The organism is Pseudomonas sp. SBT1-2 (assembly GCF_028640875.1).
Classification (GTDB): Bacteria; Pseudomonadota; Gammaproteobacteria; order Pseudomonadales; family Pseudomonadaceae; genus Aquipseudomonas; species Aquipseudomonas chlororaphis_I.
On the sequence record NZ_JAQZAA010000071.1, the window covers coordinates 1 to 17,499 of the forward strand.

General features: G+C 55.8%; 13 protein-coding genes and 1 tRNA gene. All 14 read left to right on the plus strand.

All coding sequences use genetic code 11. From position 1 onward, the window contains the following. Nucleotides 1-945: elongation factor Tu (gene tuf, locus PVZ78_RS11990; protein WP_273828732.1), on the plus strand; the 945-nt coding region annotated here is incomplete at its 5' end. A 53-nt stretch (nt 946-998) separates the two neighbouring features. After that, nucleotides 999-1,074: transfer RNA gene (locus tag PVZ78_RS11995), tRNA-Trp, on the plus strand. A gap of 45 nt (nt 1,075-1,119) precedes the next feature. Next, a complete protein-coding gene (gene secE / locus PVZ78_RS12000) occupies nt 1,120-1,488 on the plus strand; it encodes a preprotein translocase subunit SecE (RefSeq protein ID WP_038635598.1) in 369 nt (122 codons plus the stop codon). Nucleotides 1,489-1,497: 9 nt separating this feature from the next. Further along, nucleotides 1,498-2,031 carry a transcription termination/antitermination protein NusG gene (gene nusG / locus PVZ78_RS12005; RefSeq protein WP_002555501.1) on the plus strand — a complete coding sequence of 178 codons (534 nt, stop codon included), beginning with the start codon at nt 1,498-1,500 and terminating at the stop codon, nt 2,029-2,031. A gap of 118 nt (nt 2,032-2,149) precedes the next feature. After that, nucleotides 2,150-2,581: a 50S ribosomal protein L11 gene (rplK, locus tag PVZ78_RS12010; RefSeq protein WP_003176435.1), complete on the plus strand. Its 432-nt coding sequence runs from the start codon at nt 2,150-2,152 to the stop codon at nt 2,579-2,581. Then, nucleotides 2,581-3,276, plus strand: coding sequence for a 50S ribosomal protein L1 (gene rplA / locus PVZ78_RS12015; RefSeq protein ID WP_009051121.1), 696 nt, complete (start codon nt 2,581-2,583; stop codon nt 3,274-3,276). Before rplK ends, rplA begins: the two co-directional genes overlap by 1 nt. Nucleotides 3,277-3,474: 198 nt before the next feature. Beyond that, nucleotides 3,475-3,975: a 50S ribosomal protein L10 gene (gene rplJ / locus PVZ78_RS12020; protein ID WP_007925954.1), complete on the plus strand. Its 501-nt coding sequence runs from the start codon at nt 3,475-3,477 to the stop codon at nt 3,973-3,975. Between the two features lie 80 nt (nt 3,976-4,055). Further along, the gene (gene rplL / locus PVZ78_RS12025; RefSeq protein WP_007925956.1) at nt 4,056-4,421 is read left to right on the plus strand and encodes a 50S ribosomal protein L7/L12; all 366 of its coding nucleotides are present in this window, start codon (nt 4,056-4,058) and stop codon (nt 4,419-4,421) included. A gap of 219 nt (nt 4,422-4,640) precedes the next feature. Next, nucleotides 4,641-8,714 carry a DNA-directed RNA polymerase subunit beta gene (gene rpoB, locus PVZ78_RS12030; RefSeq protein ID WP_007925957.1) on the plus strand — a complete coding sequence of 1,358 codons (4,074 nt, stop codon included), beginning with the start codon at nt 4,641-4,643 and terminating at the stop codon, nt 8,712-8,714. A 64-nt stretch (nt 8,715-8,778) separates the two neighbouring features. Then, the gene (gene rpoC, locus PVZ78_RS12035; protein ID WP_009051120.1) at nt 8,779-12,978 is read left to right on the plus strand and encodes a DNA-directed RNA polymerase subunit beta'; all 4,200 of its coding nucleotides are present in this window, start codon (nt 8,779-8,781) and stop codon (nt 12,976-12,978) included. Between the two features lie 200 nt (nt 12,979-13,178). Then, on the plus strand, nt 13,179-13,550 hold the full coding sequence (gene rpsL / locus PVZ78_RS12040) for a 30S ribosomal protein S12 (RefSeq protein ID WP_003186084.1): 372 nt from the start codon (nt 13,179-13,181) through the stop codon (nt 13,548-13,550). A 110-nt stretch (nt 13,551-13,660) separates the two neighbouring features. After that, a complete protein-coding gene (gene rpsG / locus PVZ78_RS12045) occupies nt 13,661-14,131 on the plus strand; it encodes a 30S ribosomal protein S7 (protein ID WP_007925959.1) in 471 nt (156 codons plus the stop codon). A gap of 30 nt (nt 14,132-14,161) precedes the next feature. Next, the gene (gene fusA / locus PVZ78_RS12050; RefSeq protein WP_009051119.1) at nt 14,162-16,288 is read left to right on the plus strand and encodes an elongation factor G; all 2,127 of its coding nucleotides are present in this window, start codon (nt 14,162-14,164) and stop codon (nt 16,286-16,288) included. 30 nt (nt 16,289-16,318) lie between these two features. Further along, a partial coding sequence (gene tuf, locus PVZ78_RS12055; protein WP_273828733.1) for an elongation factor Tu occupies nt 16,319-17,499 on the plus strand: 1,181 nt, incomplete at its 3' end.

A 17,499-nucleotide genomic window follows, 5' to 3' on the forward strand; every position in this document is an offset into this window, starting at 1 on the left:
GGTCACGCCGACTACGTCAAAAACATGATCACTGGTGCTGCCCAGATGGACGGCGCGATCCTGGTTTGCTCGGCTGCCGATGGTCCGATGCCGCAAACTCGTGAGCACATCCTGCTGTCCCGTCAGGTAGGCGTTCCGTACATCGTTGTCTTCCTGAACAAGGCTGACATGGTTGACGACGCTGAGCTGCTGGAACTGGTTGAGATGGAAGTGCGCGATCTGCTGAGCACTTACGACTTCCCAGGTGATGACACTCCAATCATCATCGGTTCGGCTCTGATGGCTCTGAACGGCCAAGACGACAACGAAATGGGCACTACCGCTGTTAAGAAGCTGGTAGAAACTCTGGATACCTACATCCCAGAGCCAGAGCGTGCTATCGACAAGCCGTTCCTGATGCCTATCGAAGACGTGTTCTCGATCTCCGGTCGTGGCACCGTGGTAACTGGCCGTGTTGAGCGTGGTATCGTTCGCATCCAGGAAGAAGTTGAGATCGTTGGTCTGCGCGAAACTCAGAAAACCACCTGCACCGGCGTTGAAATGTTCCGCAAGCTGCTCGACGAAGGTCGTGCTGGCGAGAACTGCGGCGTTCTGCTGCGTGGCACCAAGCGTGACGACGTTGAGCGTGGCCAGGTTCTGGTTAAGCCAGGTACCGTTAAGCCGCACACCAAGTTCACTGCTGAAGTGTACGTTCTGAGCAAAGAAGAAGGCGGCCGTCATACTCCGTTCTTCAAAGGCTACCGTCCACAGTTCTACTTCCGTACTACTGACGTGACTGGTAACTGCGAGCTGCCAGAAGGCGTTGAAATGGTAATGCCAGGTGACAACATCCAGATGACTGTCACTCTGATCAAAACCATCGCGATGGAAGATGGTCTGCGTTTCGCTATCCGTGAAGGCGGTCGTACCGTCGGCGCTGGCGTCGTAGCCAAGGTCATCGAGTAAGTTCTTGATATATCTCCATCGGGCCGGCATAATGGTCGGCCTGATTTGTTTTTAGGTCAGTAGCTCAATTGGCAGAGCGACGGTCTCCAAAACCGTAGGTTGGGGGTTCGATTCCCTCCTGACCTGCCAGATTCACTCGGTGTGTCTGGCTTTCTTTTCACAGGATCTTCATAGATGACTCCTAAAGCTGAAGCTCAAGGCTCTCGCTTCGATCTGCTCAAGTGGCTTGTAGTAGTTGCTTTGGTGGTCCTTGGCGTTGTCGGTAATCAGTATTACTCTGCTTCGCCGATCCTGTACCGTGTGCTCGCTTTGCTTGCCATTGCTGCTGTAGCTGCCTTTGTAGGCTTGCAGACGGCCAAGGGCAAGTCTTTCTTTGTACTGGTTAAGGAAGCTCGCACCGAGATTCGTAAAGTCGTATGGCCAACTCGCCAAGAAACCACGCAGACCACGTTGATCGTAGTGGCTGTTGTTCTGGTTATGGCGTTGCTGTTGTGGGGGCTTGATTCCCTGCTCGGCTGGCTCGTTTCCTTGATTGTTGGCTAAGGGTGTCCCGTGGCTAAGCGTTGGTACGTTGTGCATGCTTACTCGGGTTATGAGAAGCATGTAATGCGTTCGTTGATCGAGCGCGTAAAGCTGGCTGGCATGGAAGATGGCTTTGGCGAAATTCTGGTTCCCACTGAAGAAGTGGTTGAAATGCGTAATGGCCAGAAACGCAAAAGTGAGCGCAAGTTCTTCCCTGGTTATGTGCTGGTTCAGATGGATATGAACGAGGGTACTTGGCACTTGGTCAAGGATACTCCTCGGGTGATGGGCTTCATTGGTGGTACAGCCGACAAGCCTGCACCAATCACGGACAAAGAGGCAGAAGCGATTCTGCGTCGTGTCGCTGATGGTAGCGACAAGCCTAAGCCGAAGACTCTGTTCGAGCCGGGTGAGGTTGTTCGTGTTACCGATGGTCCGTTCGCTGACTTTAACGGCACTGTCGAAGAAGTTAACTACGAAAAGAGCCGGATCCAAGTGGCTGTGCTCATTTTCGGTCGCTCTACTCCGGTAGAGCTAGAGTTCAGTCAGGTCGAAAAGGCATAACTGAACGAGAATCCCATACCCCGCAGCCCAAGGCTGTGGGGTTTTGTCGTCACTGGGATAAACGCGCAAGTAACCGGGGAGCCTTTCTAGGCGTTTGAACCCGTAATTGGAGTGCCTCATGGCTAAGAAGATTACTGCTTACATCAAGCTGCAAGTGAAGGCCGCACAGGCCAACCCAAGTCCACCCGTCGGTCCAGCTCTGGGTCAGCACGGCGTGAACATCATGGAATTCTGCAAGGCCTTCAACGCCCGTACCCAGGGTCTTGAGCCAGGTCTGCCGACTCCTGTGATCATCACTGTTTACAGTGACCGTAGCTTCACTTTCGAAACTAAGAGCACCCCAGCTTCGGTTCTGCTGAAGAAAGCTGCTGGCCTGACCAGCGGCTCCGCTCGTCCGAACACCGTTAAGGTTGGCACCGTTACCCGTGCTCAGCTGGAAGAAATCGCGAAAACCAAAAACGCGGATCTGACTGCAGCTGATATGGATGCAGCCGTGCGTACTATCGCCGGTTCTGCTCGTAGCATGGGCCTTAACGTGGAGGGTGTGTAATGGCTAAGCTGACCAAGCGCCAAAAGGCTATCGCGGGCAAGATTGAAGCGGGCAAGGCCTACAGCTTCGTAGACGCAGCTGCTCTCCTGACCGAGCTGTCGACCGTCAAGTTCAGCGAGTCTGTCGACGTCGCTGTAAACCTGGGCGTTGACCCACGTAAATCTGACCAGGTTGTTCGCAGCGCTACCGTGCTGCCACATGGCACTGGCAAGACTGTACGTGTAGCTGTGTTCACCCAAGGTCCAGCTGCTGAAGCTGCCCTGGCTGCCGGCGCTGATCGCGTAGGTATGGACGACCTGGCTGCCGAAATGAAAGGCGGGGACCTGAACTATGACGTGGTTATTGCTTCCCCGGATGCAATGCGCGTTGTAGGTCAACTGGGTCAGATCCTCGGCCCACGTGGTCTGATGCCTAACCCTAAGGTTGGTACCGTAACTCCAGACGTAGCAGGCGCTGTTAAAAACGCCAAGGCTGGTCAGGTTCGTTATCGCACCGACAAAAACGGCATTATCCACACCTCCGTTGGCAAGGTTGGCTTCGACGCCATCAAGCTGAAGGAAAACGTTGAAGCCCTGATCGCTGATCTGAAGCGTATCAAGCCAGCTTCTTCGAAAGGTATCTACGTCAAGCGCGTTACCCTGAGCACCACTATGGGCCCAGGTCTGGTCATCGACCAGGGTTCGCTGGACGTATAAGACACAGGTTGACGCAAGAGATTGCGTCAATTGAAAGATTGGGGTCCCTGCCTGGCGGGGGCTATCCAAGACCGTAGGCGACGCAAGTCTTAAACCACAAGCCTACGCAGATGGTGCTCCCGGTTCCTTACCGAATCAGACACCAAAACGACATCCGGCCTCGGTTGGATGAAACGGTAACAAGCAGGAGTTGAACCCGTGGCAATTAAACTCGAAGACAAGAAGGCCATCGTCGCTGAAGTCAACGAGGCTGCCAAAGGCGCTCTGTCCGCTGTCGTGGCTGATGCCCGTGGTGTGACAGTAGGCGCTATGACCGGACTCCGTAAAGAGGCCCGCGAAGCTGGCGTGTATGTACGTGTCGTACGTAACACCCTGCTCAAGCGCGCTGTTGAAGGCACTCAATATGACGTGCTCAACGACGCGTTCGTCGGCCCTACCCTGATTGCATTCTCCAAGGAACATCCGGGCGCTGCTGCTCGTATTTTCAAAGAGTTCGCAAAGGGTCAGGAAAAGTTCGAGATCAAGGCAGCTGCGTTCGAGGGCAAGTACCTCGCAGCAAACGAGATCGACGTGTTGGCTTCGCTGCCAACTCGCGACGAAGCTATTGCGAAGCTGATGAGCGTGATCCAAGGCGCTACCAGCAAGCTGGCTCGTACTCTGGCGGCCATTCGCGACCAGAAAGAAGCTGCTGCTGCCTAAGGCACTGCAAGCCCTTTCAAAATCATATGTTTAATTTGATGGCTGCGTAGGCTGTCACCCCAATACAGGAATTTATAGTCATGTCTCTGACTAACGAGCAAATCATCGAAGCAATCGGCCAGAAAACCGTTCTGGAAGTTGTTGAGCTGATCAAAGCAATGGAAGAAACCTTCGGCGTTACCGCTGCTGTTGCCGCTGCTGGCCCAGCTGCTGCTGCCGCTGTTGTTGAAGAACAAACTGAATTCAACGTCATGCTGACCGAAGCTGGCGAGAAGAAAGTTAACGTGATCAAGGCTGTACGTGAACTGACCGGTCTGGGCCTGAAAGAAGCCAAGGCTGTAGTTGACGGCGCTCCTGCCATGGTTCTGGAAGGCGTTGCTAAAGAAGCCGCTGACAAAGCCAAAGCAGCTCTGGAAGAAGCAGGCGCTAAAGTCGAGCTGAAGTAAGCATCGACTTTGTGTCTCCAGCCCAAGCGTTAAGCTGAGGCTGATGGCTGGTGGCTCTTGCCACCGGCCTTTTTCCGTTATTGGCAGCCGACTGGGTCGGTGCTTCTAACGTGCTGTAACCACCCTGTGCGGTGGCGCAAACCAAAGGGTTTGCACGATTTTCTGGCTGCTCCCGTCGGGAGGGGCCAAATAAGCAGGTGACCAAGCTGGGGAACGCTGATGGCTTACTCATATACTGAGAAAAAACGTATCCGCAAGGACTTTAGCAAGTTGCCGGACGTCATGGATGTGCCGTACCTCCTGGCCATCCAGCTGGATTCGTATCGTGAATTCTTGCAAGCGGGAGCGACTAAAGATCAGTTCCGCGACGTGGGCCTGCATGCGGCCTTCAAATCCGTTTTCCCGATCATCAGCTACTCCGGCAATGCTGCGTTGGAGTATGTCGGTTATCGCCTGGGCGAACCGGCATTTGATGTCAAAGAATGCGTGCTGCGCGGTGTAACTTACGCCGTACCTTTGCGGGTAAAAGTTCGTCTGATCATTTTCGACAAAGAATCGTCGAACAAAGCGATCAAGGACATCAAAGAGCAAGAAGTCTACATGGGTGAAATCCCCCTGATGACTGAGAACGGTACCTTCGTAATCAACGGTACCGAGCGTGTAATCGTTTCCCAGCTGCACCGTTCCCCTGGCGTATTCTTCGACCACGACCGTGGCAAGACGCACAGCTCCGGTAAGCTGCTGTACTCCGCACGTATCATTCCTTACCGCGGTTCCTGGTTGGACTTCGAGTTCGACCCGAAAGACTGCGTATTCGTGCGTATCGACCGTCGTCGCAAGCTGCCTGCATCGGTACTGCTGCGTGCGTTGGGCTACACCACTGAAGAAGTGCTGGACGCTTTCTACACCACCAACGTATTCCACGTGCGTGGCGAAAGCCTGAGCCTGGAGTTGGTGCCTCAGCGCCTGCGTGGTGAAATTGCGGTCCTCGATATTCAGGATGACAAAGGCAAGGTTATTGTCGAGCAGGGTCGTCGTATTACTGCTCGCCACATCAACCAGCTGGAAAAAGCCGGGATCAAAGAGCTGGAAGTGCCTCTGGACTACGTCCTGGGTCGTACTACCGCCAAGGTCATCGTGCATCCGGCCACCGGCGAAATCCTGGCAGAGTGCAACACCGAGCTGAACACCGAGATCCTGGCGAAGATCGCCAAGGCTCAGGTTGTGCGCATCGAAACGCTGTACACCAACGATATCGATTGCGGTCCGTTCGTTTCCGACACTCTGAAGATCGACTCCACCACCAACCAACTGGAAGCGTTGGTCGAGATCTATCGCATGATGCGTCCTGGCGAGCCTCCAACCAAGGATGCGGCCGAGACCCTGTTCAACAACCTGTTCTTCAGCCCTGAGCGTTATGACCTGTCTGCGGTCGGCCGGATGAAGTTCAACCGTCGTATCGGTCGTACCGAGATCGAAGGTTCCGGCGTGTTGTGCAAGGAAGACATCGTTGCGGTTCTGAAGACTCTGGTCGACATCCGTAACGGCAAAGGCATCGTCGATGACATCGACCACCTGGGCAACCGTCGTGTTCGCTGCGTAGGCGAGATGGCCGAGAACCAGTTCCGCGTTGGCCTGGTGCGTGTAGAGCGCGCGGTCAAAGAGCGTCTGTCGATGGCTGAAAGCGAAGGCCTGATGCCGCAAGACCTGATCAACGCCAAGCCAGTGGCGGCGGCGGTGAAGGAGTTCTTCGGTTCCAGCCAGCTGTCCCAGTTCATGGACCAGAACAACCCGCTGTCCGAGATCACCCACAAGCGCCGTGTCTCTGCACTCGGCCCAGGCGGCCTGACTCGTGAGCGTGCAGGCTTCGAAGTTCGTGACGTACACCCGACTCACTATGGTCGTGTATGCCCGATCGAGACGCCGGAAGGTCCGAACATCGGTCTGATTAACTCCCTGGCCGCCTATGCTCGCACCAACCAGTACGGTTTCCTCGAGAGCCCGTACCGTGTGGTGAAAGAAGGTCTGGTGACCGACGAAATCGTGTTCCTGTCCGCTATCGAAGAGGCCGATCACGTGATCGCCCAGGCTTCGGCGACCATGAACGACAAAGGTCAGCTGATCGACGAGCTGGTAGCTGTTCGTCACCTGAACGAATTCACCGTCAAGGCGCCAGAAGACGTCACCTTGATGGACGTTTCGCCGAAGCAGGTAGTTTCGGTTGCGGCGTCGCTGATTCCGTTCCTCGAGCACGACGACGCCAACCGTGCGTTGATGGGGTCGAACATGCAGCGTCAGGCTGTACCAACCCTGCGTGCCGACAAGCCGCTGGTAGGTACCGGCATGGAGCGTAACGTTGCCCGTGACTCCGGCGTCTGCGTCGTGGCTCGTCGTGGCGGCGTGATCGACTCGGTTGATGCCAGCCGTATCGTGGTTCGTGTTGCAGATGACGAAGTTGAGCCAGGCGAAGCCGGTGTCGACATCTACAACCTGACCAAATACACCCGCTCCAACCAGAACACCTGCATCAACCAGCGTCCGCTGGTGAGCAAGGGTGATCGGGTTCAGCGCAGCGACATCATGGCCGACGGTCCGTCCACCGACATGGGTGAACTGGCTCTGGGTCAGAACATGCGCATCGCGTTCATGGCATGGAACGGCTTCAACTTCGAAGACTCCATCTGCCTGTCCGAGCGTGTGGTCCAGGAAGACCGCTTCACCACGATCCACATCCAGGAACTGACCTGTGTGGCCCGTGACACCAAGCTTGGCCCAGAGGAAATCACTGCGGACATCCCGAACGTGGGTGAAGCTGCACTGAACAAGCTGGACGAAGCCGGTATCGTTTATGTCGGTGCTGAAGTAGGCGCAGGCGACATCCTGGTCGGTAAGGTCACTCCGAAAGGCGAGACCCAGCTGACTCCGGAAGAAAAACTGCTGCGTGCAATTTTCGGTGAAAAAGCCAGCGACGTTAAAGACACCTCCCTGCGCGTACCTACCGGTACCAAGGGTACTGTCATCGACGTACAGGTCTTCACTCGTGACGGTGTAGAGCGTGACGCTCGTGCCCTGTCGATCGAGAAGAGCCAGCTCGACGAGATCCGCAAGGATCTGAACGAAGAGTTCCGTATCGTCGAAGGCGCCACTTTCGAACGTCTGCGTTCCGCTCTGGTCGGCCACAAAGCCGAAGGCGGCGCCGGCCTGAAGAAAGGTCAGGAAATCACCGACGAAGTACTCGACGGTCTTGAGCATGGCCAGTGGTTCAAACTGCGCATGGCTGAAGATGCTCTGAACGAGCAGCTCGAGAAGGCCCAGGCCTACATCGTTGATCGCCGCCGTCTGCTGGACGACAAGTTCGAAGACAAGAAGCGCAAGCTGCAGCAGGGCGATGACCTGGCTCCAGGCGTGCTGAAAATCGTCAAGGTTTACCTGGCAATCCGTCGTCGCATCCAGCCGGGCGACAAGATGGCCGGTCGTCACGGTAACAAGGGTGTGGTCTCGGTGATCATGCCGGTTGAAGACATGCCGCACGATGCCAACGGCACCCCGGTCGACGTCGTCCTCAACCCGTTGGGCGTACCTTCGCGTATGAACGTTGGTCAGATTCTCGAAACTCACCTGGGCCTCGCGGCCAAAGGTCTGGGCGAGAAGATCAACCGCATGGTCGAAGAGCAGCGCAAGGTCGCGGAATTGCGTAAGTTCCTGGACGAGATCTACAACCAGATCGGTGGTCGTAACGAAGATCTGGATAGCTTCTCCGATCAGGAAATCCTGGATCTGGCGAAAAACCTACGCGGCGGCGTGCCGATGGCCACTCCGGTGTTCGACGGTGCCAAGGAAAGCGAAATCAAGGCCATGCTGAAACTGGCGGACCTGCCAGAAAGCGGCCAGATGCAACTGACCGACGGCCGTACCGGCAACAAGTTCGAGCGCCCGGTTACTGTTGGCTACATGTACATGCTGAAGCTGAACCACTTGGTAGACGACAAGATGCACGCTCGTTCTACCGGTTCGTACAGCCTGGTTACCCAGCAGCCGCTGGGTGGTAAGGCGCAGTTCGGTGGTCAGCGTTTCGGGGAGATGGAGGTCTGGGCACTGGAAGCATACGGTGCTGCATACACTCTGCAAGAAATGCTCACAGTGAAGTCGGACGATGTGAACGGCCGGACCAAGATGTACAAAAACATCGTGGACGGCGATCACCGTATGGAGCCGGGCATGCCCGAGTCCTTCAACGTGTTGATCAAAGAAATTCGTTCCCTCGGCATCGATATCGATCTGGAAACCGAATAACACGTGACGCGAATCGAGAGCGGGGCAGGATTGCCCGCTCTCTGCTCCGCCAGGAGGAAAGGCCTTGAAAGACCTACTGAATTTGCTGAAAAACCAGGGTCAAGTCGAAGAGTTCGACGCCATCCGTATCGGATTGGCCTCGCCTGAGATGATCCGTTCGTGGTCGTTCGGTGAAGTTAAAAAGCCGGAAACCATCAACTACCGTACGTTCAAGCCTGAGCGTGACGGCCTGTTCTGCGCCAAGATCTTTGGCCCGGTAAAGGATTACGAGTGCCTGTGCGGTAAGTACAAGCGCTTGAAGCATCGTGGCGTGATCTGCGAAAAGTGCGGCGTTGAAGTTGCACTGGCCAAGGTTCGCCGTGAGCGCATGGCGCACATCGAACTGGCTTCGCCAGTTGCCCACATCTGGTTCCTGAAATCGCTGCCGTCCCGTATCGGCCTGCTGATGGACATGACCCTGCGTGATATCGAGCGTGTTCTCTACTTCGAGAGCTATGTCGTTATCGACCCGGGCATGACCACTCTGGAAAAAGGTCAGTTGCTCAACGACGAGCAGTACTTCGAAGCACTGGAAGAGTTCGGTGACGACTTCGACGCCCGCATGGGTGCCGAGGCTGTCCGCGAGCTGTTGCACGCTATCGACCTGGAGCACGAGATTGGCCGTCTGCGCGAAGAGATTCCGCAAACCAACTCGGAAACCAAGATCAAGAAACTGTCCAAGCGTCTGAAGTTGATGGAAGCCTTCCAGGGTTCCGGCAACCTGCCAGAGTGGATGGTGCTGACCGTTCTGCCGGTTCTGCCGCCAGATCTGCGTCCACTGGTCCCGCTGGATGGTGGTCGTTTCGCGACTTCCGACCTCAACGATCTGTATCGTCGAGTGATCAACCGTAACAACCGCTTGAAGCGCCTGCTCGATCTGTCCGCTCCGGACATCATCGTGCGCAACGAAAAGCGTATGTTGCAGGAAGCCGTCGACGCACTGCTCGACAACGGTCGTCGTGGCCGCGCTATCACCGGTTCCAACAAGCGTCCTCTGAAATCCCTGGCTGACATGATCAAGGGTAAGCAAGGTCGTTTCCGTCAGAACTTGCTCGGTAAGCGTGTTGACTACTCCGGTCGTTCGGTAATTACCGTAGGCCCGACCCTGCGTCTGCACCAGTGCGGTCTGCCTAAGAAAATGGCTCTCGAGCTGTTCAAACCGTTCATTTTCGGCAAGTTGGAAATGCGTGGCCTGGCCACCACCATCAAAGCCGCGAAGAAGATGGTCGAGCGCGAGCTGCCAGAGGTTTGGGACGTTCTCGCCGAAGTGATTCGCGAACACCCAGTGCTCCTCAACCGTGCACCGACCCTTCACCGTCTGGGTATCCAGGCGTTTGAACCGGTACTGATCGAAGGTAAGGCTATCCAGCTGCACCCTCTGGTCTGTGCTGCGTACAACGCCGACTTCGACGGCGACCAAATGGCCGTGCACGTACCGCTGACACTGGAAGCCCAGTTGGAAGCGCGTGCGTTGATGATGTCGACCAACAACATCCTGTCGCCAGCCAACGGTGAGCCAATCATCGTTCCGTCGCAGGACGTTGTATTGGGTCTGTACTACATGACTCGTGAAGCGATCAACGCCAAGGGCGAAGGTCGTGTGTTCGCGGATCTGCAGGAAGTTGACCGTGTGTTCCGTGCCGGCGAAGCCGCACTGCATGCCAAGGTCAAGGTGCGGATCACCGAAACCGTCAACGATCGTGATGGCGGCAGCGTGACCAACACCCGTATCGTCGACACCACTGTCGGCCGTGCGCTGTTGTTCCAGGTTGTGCCAAAAGGTCTGTCGTACGACGTCGTCAACCTGCCGATGAAGAAGAAGGCGATCTCCAAGCTGATCAACCAGTGCTACCGCGTGGTTGGTCTGAAAGAGACCGTGATCTTCGCTGACCAGTTGATGTACACCGGTTTTGCTTACTCGACCATTTCCGGCGTTTCTATCGGTGTTAACGACTTCGTTATCCCGGATGAAAAAGCCCGCATCATCGGTGCTGCCACCGACGAAGTGAAAGAGATCGAGAGCCAGTACGCCTCCGGCCTGGTGACCCAGGGCGAGAAGTACAACAAAGTGATCGACCTCTGGTCGAAAGCGAACGACGAAGTCTCCAAGGCGATGATGGCCAACCTCTCGAAAGAGAAGGTCATCGACCGTCACGGCGACGAAGTCGAGCAAGAATCTTTCAACTCGATGTACATGATGGCCGACTCGGGTGCGCGGGGTTCCGCAGCACAGATTCGTCAGCTGGCCGGTATGCGTGGTCTGATGGCCAAGCCGGACGGTTCCATTATCGAAACGCCGATTACTGCGAACTTCCGTGAAGGTCTGAGCGTACTCCAGTACTTCATCTCGACTCACGGTGCTCGTAAAGGTCTGGCGGATACCGCGTTGAAAACTGCGAACTCCGGTTACCTGACTCGTCGTCTGGTGGACGTGGCGCAGGATCTGGTTGTAACCGAGATCGACTGTGGCACCGAACACGGCCTGGTAATGACTCCGCACATTGAAGGCGGCGACGTTGTAGAGCCGTTGGGTGAGCGCGTGTTGGGTCGTGTTATTGCCCGTGACGTATTCAAGCCAGGTACCGAGGACGTCATCGTTCCTGCCGGCACTCTGGTCGACGAGAAGTGGGTTGAGTTCATCGAGCTGAACAGCATCGACGAAGTGATCGTGCGTTCGCCGATCAGTTGCGAAACCCGCTACGGCATTTGCGCCAAGTGCTACGGCCGCGACCTGGCTCGTGGTCACCAGGTGAACATCGGTGAAGCTGTCGGCGTTATCGCTGCTCAGTCCATCGGTGAGCCGGGTACCCAGCTGACGATGCGTACGTTCCACATCGGTGGTGCGGCAAGCCGGACCTCCGCGGCCGACAGCGTTCAGGTGAAGAATGGCGGTACCGTCCGTCTGCACAACCTGAAGCACGTTGAGCGAGTGGATGGTCATCTGGTTGCTGTGTCCCGTTCCGGTGAGCTGGCGATTGCTGACGACTTCGGTCGTGAGCGCGAGCGTTACAAGCTGCCGTACGGTGCTGTGATTTCGGTTAAAGAGGGTGACAAGGTCGACGCTGGCTCTATCGTGGCCAAGTGGGATCCGCACACCCACCCAATCGTTACCGAAATGAAAGGTACCGTGACCTACGTGGGCATGGAAGAAGGCATCACGATCAAGCGTCAGACTGACGAATTGACCGGTATGACCAACATTGAAGTTCTCGATGCCAAAGACCGTCCGGCTGCAGGTAAGGACATCCGTCCTGCAGTGAAGATGGTGGGTGACGATGGCAAAGATCTGCTGTTGCCAGGTACCGACGTACCGGCCCAGTACTTCCTGCCAGCCAACGCCCTGGTCGGTGTTGCGGACGGTGCGCGGATCGCGATCGGTGACGTTATCGCGCGTATTCCGCAAGAAACTTCGAAGACTCGTGACATCACCGGTGGTCTGCCGCGTGTTGCCGACCTGTTCGAAGCTCGTCGTCCGAAAGAGGCCTCGATCCTGGCTGAAGTCAGCGGCACCATCGCGTTCGGTAAAGAGACCAAAGGCAAGCGCCGTCTGGTCATTACCCCGAACGACGGTAGCGATCCGTACGAAGAGCTGATTCCGAAGTGGCGCCACCTGAACGTCTTCGAAGGCGAACAGGTAAACCGCGGCGAAGTTATCTCCGACGGTCCAAGCGATCCACACGACATCCTGCGTCTGCTGGGTGTGAGTGCGCTGGCCAAGTACATCGTGAACGAGATCCAGGACGTTTACCGTCTGCAAGGCGTGAAGATCAACGACAAGCACATCGAGACCATCCTGCGTCAGATGCTGCGTAAGGTTGAGATCGCTGAATCCGGCGATTCCAGTTTCATCAAGGGCGACCAGATGGAACTGACTCACGTACTGGTAGAGAACGAGCGTCTGAACACCGAAGACAAGTTTGTCGCCAAGTTCACCCGCGTTCTGCTGGGTATCACCAAGGCGTCGCTGTCGACCGAATCGTTCATCTCGGCGGCCTCTTTCCAAGAGACCACTCGCGTACTGACCGAAGCGGCGGTAACCGGCAAGCGCGATTACCTGCGCGGCCTGAAAGAAAACGTCGTCGTGGGTCGCCTGATCCCGGCTGGTACCGGCCTGGCGTATCACAGCGAGCGTAAGCGTCGTCGTGATGCCGACAAGCCGCTGCGCGTAAGCGCAAGTGAAGTTGAAGCTGCCCTGACCGAAGCGCTGAACTCCAGCGGTAACTGAGGTCTGCAGTAGATTGAGATAGGGCCCTGGCTTTTCCGCTCACGAATCAAGACGATTTTGTCGGAGTTCGCTGATCGGGGAGGCCGGGGCCTTGCCTTGACTGGGGACAAGATCCTCTTTAGACTCTTGTACCCCTAAATTTGGTGGGGCTTGCGCCCTGCCATTTTGTTTATGTCGAAAGACAACAGTGGAGCTAGTAGATGGCAACTATCAACCAGCTGGTACGTCAGCCGCGTAAGCGTATCGTCGAGAAATCCGACGTACCTGCGCTGCAGAACTGCCCGCAACGTCGTGGCGTGTGCACTCGCGTGTATACCACTACGCCGAAAAAACCTAACTCGGCACTGCGTAAAGTATGCCGTGTGCGTCTGACCAACGGTTTCGAGGTTTCCTCGTACATCGGTGGTGAAGGCCACAACCTGCAAGAGCACAGCGTGGTACTGATCCGCGGCGGTCGTGTAAAAGACTTGCCAGGTGTTCGTTATCACACCGTTCGCGGCTCCCTGGATACCTCCGGCGTTAAAGGTCGTAACCAAGGTCGTTCGAAGTACGGTACCAAGCGTCCGAAGTAATCGGCCGTTTTGCAGTTAATTATTTTATTGAGTCGATAAGAGTAAGGTCGGGCACGAGTCCTTTGGATCAACTGTCCCGAGCTAACCTGAAGACCGTTTGAGGGCTTATCATGCCAAGACGTCGCGTAGCAGCCAAACGTGAGATTCTGGACGATCCGAAATACGGAAGCCAGATCCTCGCCAAGTTCATGAACCACGTAATGGAAAGCGGCAAGAAAGCCGTTGCCGAGCGTATCGTTTATGGCGCGCTGGAAAAAGTTAAAGAACGCAAGAACAGCGATCCCCTGGAAATCTTCGAGAAAGCTCTCGACGCCATCGCTCCGCTGGTCGAAGTGAAGTCGCGCCGTGTTGGCGGTGCTACTTACCAGGTTCCGGTCGAAGTTCGTCCGTCCCGTCGTAACGCTCTGGCAATGCGCTGGTTGGTAGACTTCGCCCGTAAGCGCGGCGAGAAGTCTATGGCTCTGCGCTTGGCTGGCGAACTGCTGGACGCTGCCGAAGGCAAAGGTGCTGCAGTTAAGAAGCGTGAAGACGTACACCGTATGGCTGAAGCCAACAAGGCTTTCTCGCACTACCGCTTCTAATATCGGCATCATTCATTTTGCGAGGGCTTTATGGCTCGTACTACAGCAATCAACCGCTACCGTAACATCGGTATCTGTGCCCACGTTGACGCGGGCAAGACTACCACTACCGAGCGGATCCTGTTCTACACAGGTCTCAGCCACAAGATGGGTGAGGTGCATGACGGCGCTGCTACCACCGACTGGATGGTGCAGGAGCAGGAGCGTGGTATCACCATTACCTCCGCTGCTGTAACTACCTTCTGGAAAGGTTCGCGCGGCCAATACGATAACTATCGTGTAAACGTTATCGATACCCCAGGCCACGTAGACTTCACCATTGAAGTAGAGCGTTCGCTGCGCGTACTCGACGGCGCGGTCGTTGTGTTCTGCGGTACTTCCGGTGTTGAGCCTCAGTCCGAAACCGTATGGCGTCAAGCCAACAAATACGGCGTTCCACGTGTTGTTTACGTGAACAAGATGGACCGTGCTGGTGCCAACTTCCTGCGCGTTGTTGCTCAGATCAAAAACCGTCTGGGTCACACTCCGGTTCCAGTTCAGCTGGCTATCGGTGCAGAAGATAACTTCGAAGGTCAGATCGATCTGATCAAGATGAAGGCTATCTACTGGAACGACGACGACAAGGGTACTACCTATCGCGAGGAAGAAATTCCTGCCGATATGCTGGACCTGGCTAACGAGTGGCGCTCCAACATGGTTGAGGCTGCTGCCGAAGCTAACGAAGAGCTGATGAACAAGTACCTTGAAGAAGGTGAGCTGACCGTCGAAGAGATCAAGGCAGGCCTGCGTGCGCGCACCCTGGCCAGCGAGATCGTTCCGGCTGTCTGCGGTTCCTCGTTCAAGAACAAGGGTGTTCCGCTGGTTCTCGACGCTGTCATCGACTTCCTGCCGGCTCCGACCGAGATCCCTGCGATCAAGGGCGTTCATCCGGACAGCACCGACGACAACGAAATCGTTGACGAGCGTCACGCTGACGACAACGAGCCGTTCTCGGCTCTGGCGTTCAAGATTGCCACCGACCCGTTCGTGGGTACTCTGACCTTCGTTCGCGTTTACTCGGGTTTCCTGAGCTCCGGCGACTCCGTGATCAATTCGGTCAAGGGCAAGAAGGAGCGTGTTGGTCGTATGGTGCAAATGCACGCGAACCAGCGCGAAGAGATCAAAGAAGTACGTGCAGGCGACATCGCTGCTCTGATCGGTATGAAAGACGTCACCACTGGTGACACGCTTTGCGATATCGACAAGCCGATCATTCTTGAGCGTATGGACTTCCCTGAGCCGGTGATTTCGGTTGCTGTAGAGCCGAAAACCAAGGCTGACCAGGAGAAGATGGGTATTGCTCTGGGCAAACTGGCTCAGGAGGACCCGTCGTTCCGCGTCAAGACTGACGAAGAAACCGGTCAGACCATCATTTCGGGTATGGGTGAGCTGCACCTGGATATCCTTGTTGACCGTATGCGTCGTGAATTCAACGTAGAAGCCAACATCGGTAAGCCGCAGGTTTCCTATCGCGAGAAGATCACCGTCGGCTGTGAAGTTGAAGGTAAGTTCGTTCGTCAATCCGGCGGTCGTGGCCAGTTCGGTCATTGCTGGATCCGTTTTGCTCCGGCAGACGTCGACGAAAAAGGCAATATCACTGAAGGTCTGGTGTTTGCCAACGAGGTCGTTGGTGGTGTGGTTCCGAAGGAATACATCCCGGCAATCCAGAAGGGTATCGAAGAGCAGATGAAGAACGGCGTTGTCGCCGGCTATCCGCTGATCGGCCTGAAGGCTACCGTGTTTGATGGTTCTTACCACGACGTCGACTCTAACGAGATGGCGTTTAAGGTAGCGGCCTCCATGGCGACCAAGCAGCTGCGTGAGAAGGGCAAGGGCGTAGTTCTTGAGCCGATCATGAAGGTTGAAGTAGTAACCCCTGAGGACTACATGGGTGACGTGATGGGTGACCTGAACCGTCGTCGTGGTCTGATCCAGGGTATGGAAGACTCGGTCTCTGGCAAGGTTATCCGTGCTGAAGTGCCGCTGGGTGAAATGTTCGGTTATGCGACCGACGTTCGTTCCATGTCCCAGGGTCGCGCGAGCTACTCCATGGAGTTCTCCAAGTACGCCGAAGCTCCGTCGAATATCGTCGAAGCGCTCGTTAAAAAACAAGGCTAATCCAGCCCTTTAGGCAAGAGGTTCACTGTCGTGGCTAAAGAAAAATTTGAACGTAACAAACCGCACGTCAACGTTGGCACCATCGGTCACGTTGACCACGGTAAAACCACTCTGACTGCTGCTCTGACTCGTGTTTGCTCCGAGGTTTTCGGTTCGGCTCGCGTTGACTTCGACAAGATCGACAGCGCCCCAGAAGAAAAAGCTCGTGGTATCACCATCAACACTGCGCACGTAGAGTACGACTCGAACATTCGTCACTACGCGCACGTTGACTGCCCGGGTCACGCCGACTACGTCAAAAACATGATCACTGGTGCTGCCCAGATGGACGGCGCGATCCTGGTTTGCTCGGCTGCCGATGGTCCGATGCCGCAAACTCGTGAGCACATCCTGCTGTCCCGTCAGGTAGGCGTTCCGTACATCGTTGTCTTCCTGAACAAGGCTGACATGGTTGACGACGCTGAGCTGCTGGAACTGGTTGAGATGGAAGTGCGCGATCTGCTGAGCACTTACGACTTCCCAGGTGATGACACTCCAATCATCATCGGTTCGGCTCTGATGGCTCTGAACGGCCAAGACGACAACGAAATGGGCACTACCGCTGTTAAGAAGCTGGTAGAAACTCTGGATACCTACATCCCAGAGCCAGAGCGTGCTATCGACAAGCCGTTCCTGATGCCTATCGAAGACGTGTTCTCGATCTCCGGTCGTGGCACCGTGGTAACTGGCCGTGTTGAGCGTGGTATCGTTCGCATCCAGGAAGAAGTTGAGATCGTTGGTCTGCGCGAAACTCAGAAAACCACCTGCACCGGCGTTGAAATGTTCCGCAAGCTGCTCGACGAAGGTCGTGCTGGCGAGAACTGCGGCGTTCTGCTGCGTGGCACCAAGCGTGACGACGTTGAGCGTGGCCAGGTTCTGGTTAAGCCAGGTACCGTTAAGCCGCACACCAAGTTCACTGCTGAAGTGTACGTTCTGAGCAAAGAAGAAGGCGGCCGTCATACTCCGTTCTTCAAAGGCTACCGTCCACAGTTCTACTTCCGTACTACTGACGTGACTGGTAACTGCGAGCTGCCAGAAGGCGTTGAAATGGTAATGCCAGGTGACAACATCCAGATGACTGTCACTCTGATCAAAACCATCGCGATGGAAGATGGTCTGCGTTTCGCTATCCGTGAAGGCGGTCGTACCGTCGGCGCTGGCGTCGTAGCCAA